Raw genomic sequence first — 18347 nt, 5'->3', positions numbered from 1 at the left:
AATATTCCTCCTGTAATTACTTATTTTTTTCTCTATCTACAACTATCTTACCATTTTTTATTACCTTGTCTATAGAATTTATTCCAAAGTGATAAACTAGATAATTTAAGTTTTTGCTATTAAATATAGCTATATCGGCCTTTTTACCTTTTTCTATAGAACCTACAGATTTTTCTCTATTAATAGCACAAGCTGCATTTATAGTCATAGCATTGATTATCTCATTAGGAAGCATTCTCATTCCGAAACATGCAAAGGTCATAACATTTTGCATGGATTCAGTAGGAGATGTTCCTGGGTTACAATCTGTAGCAAGTGCAACGGCCACGTTATTATCGATCATATCTCTTGCTCTTGCAAACTTACCAAGCATTAAATAGAAAGCTGTAGATGGTAATAATACCGCTACCACATCATTTTCACTTAAAGCCTTTATTCCTTCATCCGAAGCTGCTATTAAATGCTCTGCTGAAATACATTTCAACTCTCCTGCAAGCTCTGCTCCCTTAACAGATTCAACTTCATCACCATGAAGCTTGAGTTTCATTCCATATTCTCTACCCTTTTCAAGGATTTTTCTACATTCCTCAGTAGTGAATACTCCTTCTTCACAGAAGCAATCTATAAATTCTGCTAAATTTTCTTTTGCTATACCTGGTATCATTTCTTCCATTATAAGTTTTATAAAACCTTCTCTATCACCTTTATATTCCTTAGGAATAGCATGGGCTCCCATAAAAGTAGATACCACATCTATTGGATGAGTCTTATCTAATCTTTTATTTACTTCTAATATTTTTTTCTCGGTCTCTAAGTCTAAACCATAGCCTGATTTACTCTCTACAGTAGTTGTACCGTGATTTAACATTATATTAAGTCTACTTTTAGCTTCTGCTACTAATTCATCTAGAGATGCTTTTCTAGTGTTTTCTACGGTACTTAATATTCCTCCACCCATATTTAGGATTTCAATATATCCTACCTTGTTTAATTTTAGAGGTAATTCATTTTCACGACTTCCACTATAAACTAAATGAGTATGGGGATCTACAAGTCCCGGTGTAACTGTTTTGCCTTTACCACTAATAATTATGGTATCTTCATCTATATAGGATTTATATTCCTCATCTTTTCCTACAGCAGATATTATATCGTCTTCTATAAATACAAAACCATTTTCTATAATATTGGCATCATTCATTTCCTTGCCTTTTTTTCTATGGCTACCTTCACAGGTAACCAAGCAATCAATATTCCTAATTAATATAGACATGTCTTTCAACTCCTAAGCTATTTTATTCGCTTATTCTTCTTTCTAGTATTTGATCCATGGAGAAATTCTCTATTTGAAGATAGTACTCAGCACTATTGATTAAAGCAGCCATTGGTACAAGTCCTATAACTTCACTACCAACTACTGGTACTCCATAGCGTTTTGCTTCCATCTTAACCATTTCAAAAGCTCTGTATACTGCTGTTTTTTCATAATTTACTAAGTTCATAGATACTTGTGCTATATTTCTATCTTCAAGCATTACTCCCATAGCCTTTGCAAATCTTAATCCACCACCTAAATGTCTAACTGTCTTAGCAATAGTATCTGCTATTTGTAAATTGTCTGTTCCTAAATTTACATTGAAGGCTACTAAAGGTTGTCTTGCAGCAATAGCAACGCATCCACCCTTAACATTAACTTCTTTTGGACCATAGTCTGGTGCCCATTTATCTTCTTTTATTTTTTCAAAGAAGCCTTCATATTGACCTTTTCTTACCGTTGCTAAATTTTCTCTATGTGAAGCTGTAGCAGCTTTTTCATATAAATATACTGGAATATTAAATCTTTCTGCAATTACTTTACCAACTCTATTAGCTATTTCTACGCACTCTTCCATGGTAATTCCATCGATAGGTACAAATGGAACTACATCTAGAGCACCCATTCTTGGATGAGCTCCTGTATGAGCACTCATATCTATATTTTCATAAACCTTTTCTGCCATATTTATTATCGCTTTCTCTAGAGCTTCTGGTTCTCCTACCACAGTAACAACAGATCTATTATGGTCTGCATCACTAGAATAGTCTAGTAACTTTACTCCCTCTACTCCTCTAAATACATTTACTATAGCTTCAATTTTTTCCTTGTCTCTACCTTCACTAAAGTTAGGTATACATTCTACTATTCTTGCCATAATTAACTCCTCCTATTTATTTGTAGTTGATACCAATACCTGTATTTATAGATATTGGTATCACTTTTTATTTTTAAATTATAATATACTAATTCTTTAAAGTCTTTAGGGTTGCATTAATAATTAACCTTAACTACTTCTTCAACTTTATTAGCTAGTTCTCCACTACGAAGAAGATCTGTAACCTTATCTATCTCTTTATACATAACTACATCATTTTCTATAAAGTTAACTACGTTTCTAACTGATTCATAGGCAACCTTAGTTCCTTTACCTAAAGTATAATCCTCTCTAAAATCGATAGCTTGACATGCAGCTAAAATTTCAGTAGCTACGACTCTCTCTGCATTTCTTATTATATCCCTTGCCTTTCTAGCTGCTATTGTACCCATGCTAACATGATCTTCTTGGTTTGCAGAAGAAGGTATTGAATCAACACTAGCAGGATGAGCAAGGATTTTATTTTCAGAAACTAAAGCTGCTGCTGCATATTGAGTTATCATAAATCCAGAATTTAGGCCACCATGTTTAACAAGAAAAGCTGGAAGATCATTTAATTGATAGTTAATTAATCTTTCAAGTCTTCTTTCAGATACATTGGCAATTTCACTCATAGCTATACCTAAGAAGTCAAAAGTTAATGCCATAGGTTGACCATGGAAGTTTCCTCCTGAAATAACGTCTCCTTCCTCTGTTACTATTGGATTATCTGTTACTGAATTAATCTCTATTTCTACTTTATGTTTTGCATAATTTAATGCATCTTTAGAAGCTCCATGAATTTGTGGTATACATCTTAAAGTATATGCATCCTGTACTCTAATTTCCCCTTGAGATGTCACAAGAGAACTTCCATCTACTAAAGCTAATATGTTCTTTGCTGTTTCAATTTGCCCTTCATGAGGACGTATGTTATGAGTTCTTAAATCAAACGCATCTCTTATTCCTCTTAGTGCTTCTACTGTTAATGCAGCAGCTATATCGCCACTCTTAATTAAGTTTATTCCATCCCATAAAGCCAAAGCTCCAACAGCAGTCATAACTTGAGTACCGTTAATTAATGCAAGACCTTCTTTAGCTATTAATTGAACTACTTCTATACCAGCTTTATTCATAGCTTCTCTACCACTTATTATTTTACCCTGATACTCAGCTTCTCCTTCTCCTAACATTGGTAATACCATATGAGATAATGGTGCTAAATCACCGGATGCTCCTAAAGACCCTTTCTCTGGTATTACTGGATGAACTCCCTTATTTAGCATAGCCACCAAGGTTTGTAGTGTTGATAATCTTATTCCTGAATATCCTTTGGATAAAGCATTAGCTCTAAGCAAAATTATTGTTCTCACTATATCTGTATCAAGGCTGTTTCCAAAGCCACAAGCATGAGATATAATTAAATTTCTTTGAAGAGTTTTGCAATCTTCACCTGATATAGATACATCAGAAAATTTTCCAAACCCTGTAGTTATTCCGTAGACTATTCTATCTTCTTCAACAATTTTATCTACAATTTCTCTAGATTTTTCTACTCTTTTTATGGCTTCTTCACTAAGCTCAACTTGATAATTATTTCTAGCCACATTTACTATATCTTCAAGTCTTAAGTCATTTCCATTGATTATTACTTTATTCATTAATATCTCCCCTTTACAATATATTTTCCTATATAATTACTATTCTTTATAAAATCAAAATAACCTTTTAATTGTTACGTCTGAATATTATGAATATTTTTAATGTATTATCATTTTAACTTACTAAAGGAGCATTATCATCCTTATGATAAATTTATATAAATCTCATACATGGATGATTACTTCTAATATTTTAGCAATAAAAATACTGTACCACATTGATATTTAAATCACTCTGATACAGTAACTCCTAAATTTTCATATACATTATATACTTAGTTAATCTACTTATATTTATAATAAAATAATTTTATATAGATTTTAATATTACTTCATACTCTTTTTTCAATTTTTCACCTATAACATTTAATGAATAATTATCCTCTACATATTTCTTTATATCTTCACTAGAAAATTGAGAATAATTTTTTACCATTTTATTCACTCCATAATATAACTCATCTACGCTTTCTTTTTCTACCAATATACCATTGAATTCATTAACAAATTCTTGAGGTCCGCCACACTTGGTAGCAAGAACTGGTCTTCCATAACTCATACTCTCAATGAGGACTGCTCCAAAAGTTTCCTTTATACTAGATGATATTACAAAATTACTTCTTTTTATATATTCTCCAACACTTTCATTTGGTATACTTCCAATAAAAGTACAATTATCCTTTATTCCAAAATTCTGAGCAAGATTCTCATAGCTCTCTTTATATGTGCCTTCTCCTATAAATAAAACATTAACCTTAAGAGATATATTTTTAATAAATCTAGCTAGTGCTGGAATAAGATATTTTATTCCTTTAACTTCATTTTCCTTCATACTTCCAATAAAAAGTATAGTCACCTTTTCTTTTATAGGATTATAAACAACTTTTTCTTTAGGAATATCTACTACATTTCCTATAACCTTACCATTAAAAACATATTCTAAATTTTCAAGTTCTTTTTTTAAAAATTCACTAACAGTTATGACACTCTTAGCGTTTAAGTATACTCTTTTTAGAATTCCATTATAGAACCTAGCAGCAAATTCCCTTGTATTTGATCTATGCTCCGTTAAAATATATGGTATGCTTTTATTCGTAAGATAATGTAAATATGCTATAACACCTGCTGGATATCCAACATGTGCATGAATTAAATCAATACTATTATCTTTAACTATTTTTTTTAGATCTCTAATGGAATTTTTAAAGCTATTAAATTTAGATAATTTACTATTTTTCATATAATCTGTATTAGCCCTGTATACCTTAATTGTATCTTCTATATTTAACCTTAAATCATTAGGTAAAATTTCATTATCAAAAGGATAATATACTATTGGATTAATACCAACACTTTTAAGAGCTTTAACCTGTTCTTTTATAAATATACCTCCAACATAATCTTTTTTATTTGGATACCACGCTGGTAATATCAATACATTCATATAAAACTCCTTTATTCTATATAATAGAATTAAATCTATTAGTCTTCTAAAGTAAAATTTCAGAGAAATATTTATTTATTTTAATTCTATACTATTCTTAATTTATATAAAATCCACCATACTATAATCCACTAGTATATGTTACTCTTTATTCTACATATAATAATTTCAATTAAGTTTCTATACCTGTATTAATCTTTAATCTAACTATATTAAGTAGCATTGATAAAATCTATTTATTGAATCTTATATATCGTACTATATAATTATAACTCATATATGCGACAAATTTCTATCTATTTATGAATCCATAATTACAAAAAATCACCTTATCAAAGTGATCCAATCATTTTGATAAAGTAACTCTTAATTTCTAACAGTATCCTTAGCTAGCTCAATCATAGCTAATATAATAATAACACTACCTATAATTATCTTAATAGATATGGCTTCCCCTAAAACAATTACACCTAAAACTAAAGATACTATAGGCTCTAAAGCGCCAAAGATTGCTGAGTTTGTTGGTCCTATGAGTTTTACTCCTCTTAAAAATGCCATCAAAGCAACCACAGTAGATATAAATGCAATTAGTAATATAGATATAATTCCATAAAAATTTATAGTGCTATTAAAGCTACTAGTTATGACTCCTGTACCACTTCCAACAACTGCAGAAATTATAGATATATAAAAGGTTATAACAAAGCTATTTATATTTTTAAGTTTCTCATTAGAAGCTCCAATGACATATATTGCATAGCAAAGAGCAGATAATAAAACTAGTATCACACCTATATTATTAACATTTCCAACATTGACATCCAACATTATAAATACACCTATAGTAGTTATAATTAAATAGAGAAATTTTTTCATCTTAAACTTTTCTTTATATATTACTATAGATAAGATCATAACCATTAAAGGATATGTATGTAGTATCATTCCTGCTATACCTACATCTATATAATTGTAGGCTAAAAATAATAGTATGGATGTCATTGAATATCCTACTACTCCTAAAAACAATATAAGCTTTATTTGTTCCTTATTTAATTTAAGTGAAAGATTTTTATTTTTTATATATATATAAAGTATTATTGATGCAAAAGTAAATCTTAATGCCAAAGTACTTATTGGATTTGCTCCACCTTTATATGCTAATTTAGCTAATATTGGCATTACCCCAAAAGCTATCGATGCTATGGTAATGTAAAAAATTCCTTTTATTTTTTCATTACTCTTGTCCATATTTTTTCCCCCCTCCTAACTCATAGTACATGCTAAAATTCTGTACCATGAAAGGAATATAAGAAATTAATTTTATATTTATAGCTACTACTATTTATATTTGTGTTCGTGCTATTATTATTTATAACTGCATATTTTTATCTATAACCCTAGCTCTAATACCTTTATTTTACTAATTCTCTCTTAAAAAGCGCCATCTCTCTTAAATACTTTAAAAACAGTAGTAAATAATATTTTTATATCATTCCATATTGAAAAATTACTTATATAGGTTAAATCATAATAAATGGTTTTTCCCAATTCTATCTCGCCTCTTCCACTGACTTGTGCAAGACCTGTTATTCCAGGTAATACTAGTAATCTTTGGTAATAATTTTCTGGATAATACTTTACAACATCAGGTATTTCAGGTCTAGGCCCAACCAGGCTCATGTCACCAAACAAAACATTAAATAATTGAGGTATCTCATCAAGGCTAGTATTTCTTAAAAAGCTGCCAACCTTTGTAACTCTATTATCGCTTTTACTTTGAAATACAAAATTATCCATATTACTTGGGTCTATCTGTAATTCCCTTTTACTTTCAGCTGATACTACCATAGTTCTAAATTTATATATAACAAAATCTTTTCTATTCTTCCCTACTCTAACTTGTTTAAATAACACTGGGCCTTTACTATCTAATTTTATCGCAATAGCGATAATTAAATATATAGGCAACAATATTATTATTCCTATAAGTGACAATATAATATCAAAAACCCTTTTCACAAAAAACTGAAATCGCTTATTTTCGATTTTTTCCTTTACATCTATTACTATATTGTTCTCCAAAATAATTCCTCCTTGTACGAACACAAAACTATTATATCATTTATTTGATAAAAAAAATATTTTTTAATTATTATGAATTTATTAATTTATATTATGTCAATATATATTATAGATTATAGATATTAAAGCTCATATTTCATACAATTTTAATTATTTTTAAAGATTTATAATTTAAGAACTTAATCCTACTTAAAAGAACTAAGTCCTTAAATTTAGATATACTCAATACTATATTAAATATATTTATTTGTGATTCTCTTTTATAATATCTGTAACTACATTAATTACATCTTGAACATCTTCATCTGTCATCTTAGGATATAATGGCAATGAAACTATAGTGTCAAAGTAATTTTCAGCAATTGGTAAATCACCTTCTTTATATCCATAGGTTTCTCTATAATAACTCATTAAATGTACAGGTATAAAGTGAACGCTAGTGCCTATATTAGCTTCCGCCATAAGTTCTATAAATTCATCCCTATCAATTGTAAGTTTATCTAATTCCAATCTTATTACATAAAGGTGCCATGAGTGAGTAGTATACTCTGCTTCTGGTGGAAGTTTAATTCCATCTAGATTAGAGAACGCCTCTTCATATTTTTTTACAATCTCTTTTCTTCTATCTTGCATGAAATCTAATTTATTCATTTGTGTTTTAGCCAGAGCAGCTTGAATATCAAACATATTGTACTTATGCCCTGGATATTCTATATCATATCTCCAAGTTCCACCTTTTCCATATCTATTCCATGCAGCTTTACTCATCCCATGAGTTGATATAATCCTTGCTTTTTCAGCTATATCTTCTCTATTAGTAGTAAGCATTCCGCCTTCACCTGTACATATATTTTTAGTTGCATAGAAACTAAAGGATGCACAGTCGCCTTTTTTTCCTATTAAATCACCTTTATAGTAAGTATCAATGGCATGCGCTGCATCCTCAGATACAAAAAGGTCATATTTTTCAGCAATAGCTCTTATTTTGTCCATATTACAAGCATGACCTGTATAATGCACCGGAACTATAGCTTTAGTTTTATCTGTTATTTTCTCTTCTATTTTATTTGCATCTATACAAAATGTATTTGGATCTATATCTACAAATACAGGTTTAGCACCTACATGAATTATAGTGTTGGCTGTAGCTGCAAAAGTAATTGGAGTTGTTATAACTTCATCTCCTGGTTTAACTCCTCCAGCTATTAAAGCAATATGTAATGCAGCAGTAGCTGAATTCATAGCGATAGCATATTTTGCACCTGTATATTCTGCGAATCTCTTCTCAAATTCAATAGTTCTAGGCCCCTTAGCTACCCATCCTGATTTTAATGTTTCTACTACTTCATTTATGTCATCATCATCAATTAGTGGTACTGAATAAGGTAAAAATGTTTCTCTTTTTCTAACCATATTAATTCCTCCTTACTTTAAGTCTAGTAATATATTTTCTAGTTTTCTTGCAATCGCTTCTCTAGAAAAATTATTCATAACATAACTTCTTCCATTTTTTCCTAGGTCTTCTCTTAGTTCTTTATTTTTATGTAGCTTTAAAATTGCTTTTGCAATTTCCTTTGAATTTTCAGGTTCAACCACAATCCCAGCTTGTGCATCATTAATTAAATTTTCTGCCTCACCTTCAACAGCTAATACAATAGGTATTTCTGAAGCTAAGTTTTCAAACATCTTTGATGGTAGTGCACCTTTAAATATATCTAATTTTTTTAATGGTACTACAGTTGCATCCATTGAAGCTATAATCTTTGGCATATCTTTTTTATCTTGCATAGGTAAAAAACTAACATTTTCAAGCTTCTTTTCTTTAACTTTATTCATAAGCATTGGCTTCTCTGGACCTTCTCCTATAAATACAATTTGTATTTCCTTTTCTTCTTTTATGATTTCAGCGGCATCGACTAATACTTCAAGTCCTTGAGCAATTCCATGAATTCCTGCATAAACAACTGCAAATTTATTTTTTATTCCTATACTCTCTCTAAATTCTTCCGACCTATTTTCTTTTTTGAAGAATTCTGTATCGACACCATTTGTTATGATATGAACTTTATTTTTATCAAACCCTCTAGAAACTATATTATCAACAATTCCTTTAGTTTGACCTGTAACCGCTGCAGCCTTTCTATAACAAAATTCTTCTAGCCACGTGGATGCTCTAATCATAGCTTTATTATTTAAAACACCTAATTTTACTGCTGACTCTGGCCATAGATCTGATACATTGAATATAAACTTAGCTTTTTTCATCTTTGATAGAACATATCCTGACCAGCCTAAAAATAATGGTGGTGATTCTGTTATTATCACATCTTGCTTTTCTATATGCTTTGCTCCACTAAATACACTACTCCAAGTAAATGATAAATAATTTCTAAGTCTCTTTACAAAATCCTTACTTTTAGTAGCATAAATTCCTGTTCTCACTATATCTATTCCATCAATAGTTTCTTTAACTATCTTCTTGCCCCTATATTCTTCAAATATTTCTCCTCTTGGATAGTTCGGCATAGCAGTCAATATCGTAACCTCATGACCAAATTTCTTTAATTGTTTGGCAAACTCAAAAATCCTATTCTGAGGAGCTCCTACTTCTGGAGGACAATACTGAGTTAAAAATAATATCTTCATTAGAATTCCCTCTTTACCAATCTTATTTTTTTATAATGCTACAAATCTTTTCAGATGATTTACCATCTCCAAATATATCCATTTGTGGTTGGCTTGGTATAAAATTAACTATAGCATCTAGTATCTTTTCTTTATCTGTTCCAACAATTCTATTCCAATCATTTTCTACAGTCTCCACCCATTCAGTTTCATCTCTCATAGTTATACATGGTTTTTTCATAAAGAAAGCTTCTTTTTGTACTCCACCGCTATCAGTTACTATTTTTACACAGTTACTTTCTAATGCAAGCATATCTAGATATCCTATTGGGTCAATTACTATTATATTGTCACCAAATTCTAAGTTATAATCGCTCATATACTTTTTAGTTCTTGGATGCAATGGAAGTACTATAGTCTTCTCACTGGCATTAAGGGCTTCTATTATATTTTTTAATCTTGAAATATTATTAGTATTTTCAGCTCTATGTATTGTAGTTAATATAAATTCTTTGTCCCTTAAATTCAATCTTTCAATTATTGTACTGTTTTTCTTAGCAATCTCACCAAAATGAAGAACTGCATCAAACATTACATCTCCCACATTATATACATTCTCTACTATACCTTCATTTTTTAAGTTTCTAATAGCTGTTTCCGTAGGTGCAAACAATTTGGATGATATATGGTCTGTAAGTATTCTATTCTGTTCTTCTGGCATAGCTTTATTAAAGCTCCTAAGTCCTGCTTCAACATGAACTACAGGAATTAACATTTTACTTGCAACTAATGCTCCGGCCAAAGTAGAATTTGTATCACCATATACTAAAATCATGTCGGGATTTTCTTTAACACATATTTCCTCTAGCTTTGTCATCATCTCTCCAGTTTGCTTTCCATGTCCTCCAGATCCAACTGAAAGGTTATAATTAGGGTAAGGTATGTTTAATTCATCAAAAAATATTTTTGACATATTTTCATCGTAATGTTGCCCTGTATGAACTAATATTTCTTCATGTTTTTCTCTTAACTTATTAGATACTGCCGCAGCTTTAATAAATTGAGGTCTAGCTCCAATAACTGTTATTATTTTCATAATTTATACTCCTTTTAGCTTACTTATGTTGACTATTTAACAATTCTTTATATATAACCTCTACCTTATTAAAATTATCTTTAACATTGTAATTATTAACAACAAATTGTCTTCCGTATTTTCCCATAGAAATTCTTAGTTCCTCATCTGTAATTAACTTTTCTATAGCTTTCTCAAGGGCAATAGTATCTTCCTTAGGAATTACAATACTACTTTTTCCAGGGCATGTCGCTTCTGGTAACCCACCTACATTGGATACTATAGTTGGGGTTCCACAAGCTTGAGCTTCTACAGCAGCTACCCCAAAACTTTCACTATCTAAAGTAGATGGAAATACTGCAATATCAAATCTATTAAATGACTGCACTACTTCTTCTGGAGTTATAAATCCTAAAAATTCAACTCTACTCTCTATATTTAATTTTTTACATAGGTTATCTAAATATTCCTTTTGAGATCCTATTCCCCCTATTTCCAGGTAAATATTATCATACTTTTTCGCTAAATTACCGAAAGCTCTTACCAAATATTCAATTCCATATTTAGCCTCTAAAGCTTTAATTGTTCCGATTACTATCTCTTCTCTATTATCATATTTATTTTCATTAGGTTTAAATAAATTAATATCTACACCGAATGGAGTTATTTCTATAGATTTATTAGTATATTTCTTGGTTTCCTCAGCCATTACTTTACTTGTAGATAGCAATACATCTGCTTTAGATAAGTTTCGCTCAACAAATTTTCTACATAATATATTCTGTTTTGGAAAATCATAAACATCACTTCCCCAAACAGAAATAACGTAAGGATGAAAATTAGTAGCTCCAGCTAAAAACGCATAACTAGTTGCATAGTGTGCATGCAGTATATCTGGTTTTATTTCATTAACTAAAGCTTTAACCTTCCCTGTATACGTAAGATATTGAATCTTATTCATAAAACTTCCATTTCTAACATTATCTAATTGTATTTTTAGACTATGTACAGTAACTCCATCTATTTCACCATCATTTAATGAAATTACATGTATATCATATCCCTTAGTCTTAAAAAATTTACACCACTTTTTTGTATGTATACTATTTGCATCAGATAAATAACAAATCTTCATTTTTTCACCTCTTATATCTACTATTTATGTAGGCTTCTTACCACAGCATAAGCCCTTTTTTCCCAAGTATTATTTTCAAAGGCTTCACTCATTGCTAGTTTCATTCTATCATAATCTTTGCTATAATTTTTTTCTACATATTTTAATATATTTTCAATATTCTCTTCATTATATTTAGTAGTATATCCTATATTGTTCTTCTCAATAAATTCACCACACGCGGTATTACTTACTCCTAAAATTGGTTTACAGTAAGAAATATAAGAAAATAATTTCATTGGTATTGCAAATTCCCAATAACTTGTAGGCTCAACTATTAAAGAAAACATATCCGCACTAATCGCAATTTTATCTAGTTCATTACCACTTTCATGTATGATTTTTATTCTATCATTTAAATATTCATAGTAGTACCCTTTATTAGCTTCCCATTCTTCTTGCCTACAGCAGATAGTTAAAGTAAATCTTTCATTATTAGCTACAGCTTTAACCATTTCTTCGATATTATAAAGCTCCCTATTAAGACCTCCAACATATAGGATAGAAAATTTATCTTTTGATATATCTAATTGTCCTGTAGCTTCTATAAATTCACACCCAGATGGTAATTCTAAAATAGGTTTATTTAGTTTTATAGGTATATATTTTTCCATTCTTAGGGATGGCAAATATAAAACATCTATAGAACTCTTATATTTTAATAAATCATAATAGTAAAATGTATATGCTATTGCCCTTTTAGGTGTTGAAACAGTATTTTTGTATTGACTGAATCTCCAATGAATATCCCTATAAAATAATCCTACCTTAATTCCTCTTTTTCGACAAAATTTAAGAAATTTGAAATCAAAAAAAGGATGAATTGGTATGTGGTGTGATTCTGTAAGAAGTGTTGGTTCTGTTGAGCTTTCCATGTAAATAAAATCAAACTTCTCACCGTTCTCTATTTTATTTTCAAGTTTTTTTATAGTATTTTTACGTTCAGCAGCATACCCCTTTATAACTTCAACCTCATACCCTAACTCTTTAAACCCTTTTACTATTTTTATTGGTCGTAGATTAGAAGCGCTCGGATGCTCTTCATGAATTTTAAAAGGAAAATATACAATACATTTCTTCATTTTATATCCTACTTTCTAATGAACTCTTACCCTTTATATCCCTTATTTATCTTCTTTTCTAAAAACTTACTTAAATAATTAACAAATATAAATAATAAAACTATTATTATTATATTTGCACTATATATAAAATCAAAAAAACCACCTTGTGTTATACTTGCTAATTCACTAGTTAAAATTCCAAATAAAGCTACATTAAGAGCCGTTTTACGAAATTTTTTAGTAAACAAATAGTATATCATTCCAAACAATAAAGATATATATACTATACTTAAAAGCAATCCAATTGCACCAAAGTTTGCATAAGCTTCTCCAATAAAAAGTGCATTCATTACTCCAGCAGTACCTTCATATACACTTCTTGAACCATAAAAAGCCATAATTACTTTGGCAGACCTTAGAGGCGTCAAATCTGAACTTAATACCTTAATTATTGTACCAGATAAACTTCTTCCCATTAAGAATGGAAAATGCTGAGGAAAGAAATCAAAATGATACATAAGGGTTCCTGCTTGTGTAAATATTACTCTACTTATAGGACCAGTGTGTATAGAAAATTCTAATGCATATCCCATAACTTTGTAAAGTAAAAAAATCACTCCACCCAAACACCCTACTATCACATATAACAAATGTCTCCTTATACCATCATTTAACATAATATATATTATTACAAATGTGAACAAATAAAATATAACTGGCGTCTTTGCAAAATTATACGTTTTAGTAAATAGTGAACATATAAATAAGACTCCAAATAGCACTATCCATCTTTTATTTTTAGTAGTATAGACATATACAAAAGATATATATGAAAATACAGGTATTAAAGAAAGTATAAGTATGTTTTTCACATATTCATGTATTATTGTAACGTTAGATATGTTTATTCTAGCTGTTTTAAAGTTAAACCCTGGCTCAGCAAAAACCATCTTTAACAATGGTACATATCCTATCTTTACAAATAACATAATCATTAATATTATAGAAATACTTGAAATCCCTAATACTATGTAAAATACTATTTGCTCATTATCTACATTAGTTTCTTTACTTAAATACTCACTATATATATAATTGATATCTACTTTTAATAATTTGTACAGAAAAATTATAATTAAAGGAAGTAGTACAGCTGTTAACAGTACATAAAAAAATGTTCTAGGTATGGTATCATTATTTAAAATATATGTAATAGTATAATGTTCTCTGTCTCCAAGAAATACTAAACTAGTACCAATATATGTTTGAAGTATAAATAAATAAAATGTATAGGATATTAAATTTAATTTTCTTACACTTAATGTTCCTGCTGCTTTTTTGAACAAGTAAGTACTTAATGTTAATCCTAATGCAACTATTAATATTTTTAAAGCCATAAACTTTTCTTCCTTTACTTATTGTATATATTATTTATAAAAAACTCTTTAGTTTTTGTATCAGCATTTTTAAATCTAGTCTTCATATCCAATAGTGGTGTTCTATCAATTCTATCATCTATATATAATTCATTTAAACTTGGTAGCTTTGCTAATAACTCCACATTTTCTATACTAGTATACCTTATTCCCAACTTTTCTAAGTTATCTAACTTACTTATATCATTTAAATCTGAAATGTCATTATAGGATACAATTAGATTTTGAAGATTTATATTATCTTTAATAAAACTTAAATTGCTTAAATTATTGTTAGATAACTCTAAAATCTGTAAATATTCAATGTTCTTAAGACTATTTATCTCCTCTATTCCATTTCCATTAGCCTTAAGTTCATTAAGATAAAGCAGATCCTCAATTCCTTTTAAGTTCATAATTGAGTTATTAGAAATGTCCAGGTTTACTAATTCTGTCATCTTAACTAAATCATCTACTTTAGTAATTCTATTATTAGCCAAATTCAAAATTTTTAGGTTTTTAAGATTCACCAATGAATCTATCTTACTTATATTATTTTTCGCTATATTTAAAGATACTACACCTTTAACTTTACCTAAAGGCTCAATATTACGAATATTATTAGTTGATAAATCTAAATCTAATAAATTTTTAAGGTTTGATAATGGAATTATATCTTCTATTTGATTAGAGCTTAAATTTAATATTTTAAGATATGTCAGCTCATTTAGTTGTTCTATGCTAGTGACTTTATTTTTACTTAAATTTAAATCAGTAAGAGAAATACAATATTGTATTCCCTCAATACTTTCTATTTTCTTTTCACTTAAATTTAAAGCCTTAACTTTTTCTAAATCACTTTCATATATTTTTCCTATATATTTATTTATTTCTTTTCTTATGGCTTTCTCAAAATTCTTATCTTCAAAGAATACACCCTTATCACCTTTATATTTCTCAGCATTTTCTTTATTATTAAGACTAACTTTAATCCCTACAAATATACATATTACAGCTAAAGCTATTATAGCTATCCCTATAGTAGCTATTTTTTTATTGTTCTTAATATAGTTTAAATATTTTTTCATGTTCCCTCCATTATCTTTTTAAAACTCTGCGTTTTACTTGTCTAATCATCTCTTTATCACTATCACTAAATAGGAATAATCCTTCAAATGTAAACTTTTCTTTTCTAATAAAGATAATTACATATATTATTCCATATGCAAAGTATGAAATACTTGAAGCAATAGCAGCACCATTTATACCAACAAGTGGTATCAACACTGCATTAAAAACAATATTTATAGCAAATACTGAAAAGGTTATATATAAGTGTACTTTTGGCTCTCCAGAACTTTGGAAGTATGATGACGAAATTTTTCCTATTGATGCAAATAAAATTCCTACAAATAATATAATTGTAGGTACTATAGCACCCATATACTGTTTCCCGTATAAAACTGGAATAATAGGCGTACATAGAATACCTATTATCATAATAAGGAATGTTACATAAAAAGTAACTTTTATAGTATTACTAGTAAGTCTAGCCCTTTCTTCCGGAGTATCGTTTTTCATATTATATAATCTTCCCAAAATTGCACTTGCTACACTACCAGGAATTAAAAATAGAAGTTCTGCTAGAGATACCGATACACTATAAACTCCTAATTCAGATGTTCCTAACATAAACTTTATAAAAAATTGGTCAATTTTATAATTCATGAAAATAAATAAGGTTGCTAGATATATGTTTATTCCAAATTTAAACTCCTTACTCATTAAGACTTTATTTATTTCAAATTTATACTTTTGTTTTGATTTTCTCATTAATAGTATTGAATTAAATATAACTGGTAAAGATAAAACTAACAAATAAGTATATATATTTAATAATTCTGCAAGCCATAATATTATAGTTAATGCTATTTTTATTATATTAGACGCTAAAGTAATTTTATTTACTTCAATAATTCTTTCATTACCTATATATACCGTTGATAAAAATTCAGCTATCATAGTAAATGCTAAAATTAATATTCCAAGAAATAAAGTTAAATAACTATATTCTTCAAAAATTAATCCAAAAGTCTTTGCTACAATCACAAAACTTGATTGTATAACACACATTAGCATTATGTAAGAAAAATTATTATTAAAAACTTCCTCACTACTATACTGTGTCTTCTTACTAAAATATGGTGTAGCATAAGTTATTCCAAAGTGACCATACTGTCCTATTGTTGTAAAAAACAATAGAAAGTATGCCACCTCACCTTTTCCTTCTGCTCCTAGCACTCTAGAAACTATAATGCTCACTATAAAGGCCAAAACTGACGTAATTATTTGAGTAACAAAGTTACTTGCTATATTCTTTTTATATCCCACAGTGAACCCTCACTTACTTATTTTTCATTTCCTTCATATCCATAGTAGAAAAATCGCCTAATGGAAACTTAACAGGCATTCCAGTTGCTGTAGACTTGTAAGCAGCTAATATTATTTCTAGAGGTTTTTTAGCCTCTTCTCCACTTACTAGTGGCTGTCTATCTTCTATGATAGAGTCTACTACATCTTTAAATAATAAAGTATGTCCAAATCCATAAACACTATCTGGATCTGCTTCTTGTGCTGCCAAAACTTTCTCCTCACTTTCTTCTGAGCCTTCAATTCTCCAAGTTTCAATTTTATTTACTGCAAGGCCTCCTATGCAAACAGCTGCCTTTTCCCCAAAAATACTTAATGTTTCCTCTAAATTTGTAGGATACACACAAGCACTTCCTTCTATTATCCCTATGGCACCATTTTTAAACCTTATTAATATAGCTCCAAAATCTTCTGCATCAATATCTCTTAAGAAAGTATCACATTGAGCATATACTGTATCAACATCTGAGCACATCATCCATTGTAGTAAATCTATATTATGGATACATTGATTCATTAATGTTCCACCATCAAGTTCATAAGTCCCTCTCCAAGGAGCTTGCTCATAATATCCCATGTTTCTATTCCAAAGTATTCTTGCTGTACCATTAACCATCTTACCAAAATTATTTGCTTCAACTTCACTTCTTAGTTTTTGAATAGCAGTATTAAATCTATTTTGATGTGATACACATAATTTAACATTATTTTCTTTAGCACAAGCTATCATTTCATCAGCATCTTTAATTGATAACGCCATTGGTTTTTCAACTATAACATGAATATGTTTTTTCATACAATTTATAGCAATTTCTGGATGATATCCACTTTCAGTTGCTATATACACTATATCTATATCTTCTTTTTCTAACATTTCTTTATAATCTTTATATATATTAACTTTAACTTCCTTACCTAACTTGTCAATATATTCATTTTTCTTTGCAATAGCTTTTTCTTCTATAGGGTCACAAGTTGATACCAACTGTAGCCTTTCCTTGTTATTAACCACTGCTTCTATTCCCTTATAGGATATCCTTCCACATCCAATAACAGCTACATTAAATAATTTCATACCAATTCCTCCTAATATATTTTAGGGATTAAGACTAAACTCGAACCCTTTAAATATGGTTAATTATTACCAATATTATCTATTAAATTTTTATTCATAATTATTAGATACAGCACAAAAGACATTGT

General features: G+C 29.0%; 15 protein-coding genes. All 15 read right to left on the bottom strand.

Features of this window, described 5'->3' with window-relative positions; all coding sequences use genetic code 11:
- Positions 1 to 16 precede the first annotated feature (16 nt).
- The 15 genes from hutI to B2P65_RS02600 all read right to left on the bottom strand — a co-directional run bounded on the left by hutI (position 17) and on the right by B2P65_RS02600 (position 18219).
- Positions 17 to 1273 carry an imidazolonepropionase gene (hutI, locus tag B2P65_RS02670; protein ID WP_346848629.1) on the bottom strand — a complete coding sequence of 419 codons (1257 nt, stop codon included), beginning with the start codon at positions 1271 to 1273 and terminating at the stop codon, positions 17 to 19.
- 22 nt (positions 1274 to 1295) lie between these two features.
- Positions 1296 to 2192, bottom strand: a complete 897-nt coding sequence (gene ftcD / locus B2P65_RS02665) for a glutamate formimidoyltransferase (RefSeq protein WP_035134405.1) — start codon at positions 2190 to 2192, stop codon at positions 1296 to 1298.
- Between the two features lie 116 nt (positions 2193 to 2308).
- Positions 2309 to 3832 carry a histidine ammonia-lyase gene (hutH, locus tag B2P65_RS02660; RefSeq protein ID WP_346877782.1) on the bottom strand — a complete coding sequence of 508 codons (1524 nt, stop codon included), beginning with the start codon at positions 3830 to 3832 and terminating at the stop codon, positions 2309 to 2311.
- 310 nt (positions 3833 to 4142) lie between these two features.
- Positions 4143 to 5276, bottom strand: coding sequence for a glycosyltransferase (locus B2P65_RS02655; RefSeq protein WP_346877781.1), 1134 nt, complete (start codon positions 5274 to 5276; stop codon positions 4143 to 4145).
- Positions 5277 to 5642: 366 nt separating this feature from the next.
- Positions 5643 to 6527 carry a DMT family transporter gene (locus B2P65_RS02650; RefSeq protein WP_346877780.1) on the bottom strand — a complete coding sequence of 295 codons (885 nt, stop codon included), beginning with the start codon at positions 6525 to 6527 and terminating at the stop codon, positions 5643 to 5645.
- A gap of 183 nt (positions 6528 to 6710) precedes the next feature.
- Positions 6711 to 7364 carry an exopolysaccharide biosynthesis polyprenyl glycosylphosphotransferase gene (locus B2P65_RS02645; protein ID WP_346877811.1) on the bottom strand — a complete coding sequence of 218 codons (654 nt, stop codon included), beginning with the start codon at positions 7362 to 7364 and terminating at the stop codon, positions 6711 to 6713.
- A 240-nt stretch (positions 7365 to 7604) separates the two neighbouring features.
- On the bottom strand, positions 7605 to 8774 hold the full coding sequence (locus B2P65_RS02640) for a DegT/DnrJ/EryC1/StrS aminotransferase family protein (protein ID WP_346877779.1): 1170 nt from the start codon (positions 8772 to 8774) through the stop codon (positions 7605 to 7607).
- 12 nt (positions 8775 to 8786) lie between these two features.
- The gene (locus tag B2P65_RS02635; protein WP_346877778.1) at positions 8787 to 10007 is read right to left on the bottom strand and encodes a glycosyltransferase family 4 protein; all 1221 of its coding nucleotides are present in this window, start codon (positions 10005 to 10007) and stop codon (positions 8787 to 8789) included.
- A gap of 22 nt (positions 10008 to 10029) precedes the next feature.
- A complete protein-coding gene (gene wecB / locus B2P65_RS02630) occupies positions 10030 to 11082 on the bottom strand; it encodes a non-hydrolyzing UDP-N-acetylglucosamine 2-epimerase (protein WP_346879542.1) in 1053 nt (350 codons plus the stop codon).
- Between the two features lie 19 nt (positions 11083 to 11101).
- The gene (locus tag B2P65_RS02625; protein WP_346879541.1) at positions 11102 to 12196 is read right to left on the bottom strand and encodes a glycosyltransferase; all 1095 of its coding nucleotides are present in this window, start codon (positions 12194 to 12196) and stop codon (positions 11102 to 11104) included.
- Between the two features lie 20 nt (positions 12197 to 12216).
- Positions 12217 to 13317 (bottom strand): glycosyltransferase family 1 protein, encoded by a 1101-nt coding sequence (locus tag B2P65_RS02620; RefSeq protein ID WP_346879540.1) that lies wholly within the window; start codon positions 13315 to 13317, stop codon positions 12217 to 12219.
- Between the two features lie 26 nt (positions 13318 to 13343).
- Positions 13344 to 14696, bottom strand: coding sequence for an O-antigen polymerase (locus B2P65_RS02615; protein WP_346879539.1), 1353 nt, complete (start codon positions 14694 to 14696; stop codon positions 13344 to 13346).
- A gap of 14 nt (positions 14697 to 14710) precedes the next feature.
- The gene (locus B2P65_RS02610) at positions 14711 to 15802 is read right to left on the bottom strand and encodes a leucine-rich repeat domain-containing protein (protein WP_346879538.1); all 1092 of its coding nucleotides are present in this window, start codon (positions 15800 to 15802) and stop codon (positions 14711 to 14713) included.
- Positions 15803 to 15812: 10 nt separating this feature from the next.
- Positions 15813 to 17105, bottom strand: coding sequence for a flippase (locus tag B2P65_RS02605; protein ID WP_346877772.1), 1293 nt, complete (start codon positions 17103 to 17105; stop codon positions 15813 to 15815).
- Between the two features lie 13 nt (positions 17106 to 17118).
- A complete protein-coding gene (locus B2P65_RS02600; RefSeq protein WP_346848616.1) occupies positions 17119 to 18219 on the bottom strand; it encodes a Gfo/Idh/MocA family oxidoreductase in 1101 nt (366 codons plus the stop codon).
- Positions 18220 to 18347: the final 128 nt, after the last annotated feature.

Source organism: Clostridium sp. UBA3061 (assembly GCF_002367465.1).
Taxonomy (GTDB): domain Bacteria; phylum Bacillota; class Clostridia; order Clostridiales; family Clostridiaceae; genus Clostridium_J; species Clostridium_J sulfidigenes.
The sequence above is the reverse complement of the archived record's forward strand: the minus strand, read 5'-3'. Positions and strand labels throughout refer to the sequence as shown.

Excerpts from the sequence above, each read along its gene's own strand:
- B2P65_RS02655 (WP_346877781.1), bottom strand. The coding sequence starts at position 5,276 with ATGAATGTATTGATATTACCAGCGTGGTATCCAAATAAAAAAGATTAT.
- B2P65_RS02620 (WP_346879540.1), bottom strand. The coding sequence starts at position 13,317 with ATGAAGAAATGTATTGTATATTTTCCTTTTAAAATTCATGAAGAGCAT.
- hutI (WP_346848629.1), bottom strand. The coding sequence starts at position 1,273 with ATGTCTATATTAATTAGGAATATTGATTGCTTGGTTACCTGTGAAGGT.
- B2P65_RS02610 (WP_346879538.1), bottom strand. The coding sequence starts at position 15,802 with ATGAAAAAATATTTAAACTATATTAAGAACAATAAAAAAATAGCTACT.
- ftcD (WP_035134405.1), bottom strand. The coding sequence starts at position 2,192 with ATGGCAAGAATAGTAGAATGTATACCTAACTTTAGTGAAGGTAGAGAC.
- B2P65_RS02635 (WP_346877778.1), bottom strand. The coding sequence starts at position 10,007 with ATGAAGATATTATTTTTAACTCAGTATTGTCCTCCAGAAGTAGGAGCT.
- wecB (WP_346879542.1), bottom strand. The coding sequence starts at position 11,082 with ATGAAAATAATAACAGTTATTGGAGCTAGACCTCAATTTATTAAAGCT.
- B2P65_RS02640 (WP_346877779.1), bottom strand. The coding sequence starts at position 8,774 with ATGGTTAGAAAAAGAGAAACATTTTTACCTTATTCAGTACCACTAATT.
- B2P65_RS02615 (WP_346879539.1), bottom strand. The coding sequence starts at position 14,696 with ATGGCTTTAAAAATATTAATAGTTGCATTAGGATTAACATTAAGTACT.
- hutH (WP_346877782.1), bottom strand. The coding sequence starts at position 3,832 with ATGAATAAAGTAATAATCAATGGAAATGACTTAAGACTTGAAGATATA.
- B2P65_RS02650 (WP_346877780.1), bottom strand. The coding sequence starts at position 6,527 with ATGGACAAGAGTAATGAAAAAATAAAAGGAATTTTTTACATTACCATA.
- B2P65_RS02625 (WP_346879541.1), bottom strand. The coding sequence starts at position 12,196 with ATGAAGATTTGTTATTTATCTGATGCAAATAGTATACATACAAAAAAG.
- B2P65_RS02600 (WP_346848616.1), bottom strand. The coding sequence starts at position 18,219 with ATGAAATTATTTAATGTAGCTGTTATTGGATGTGGAAGGATATCCTAT.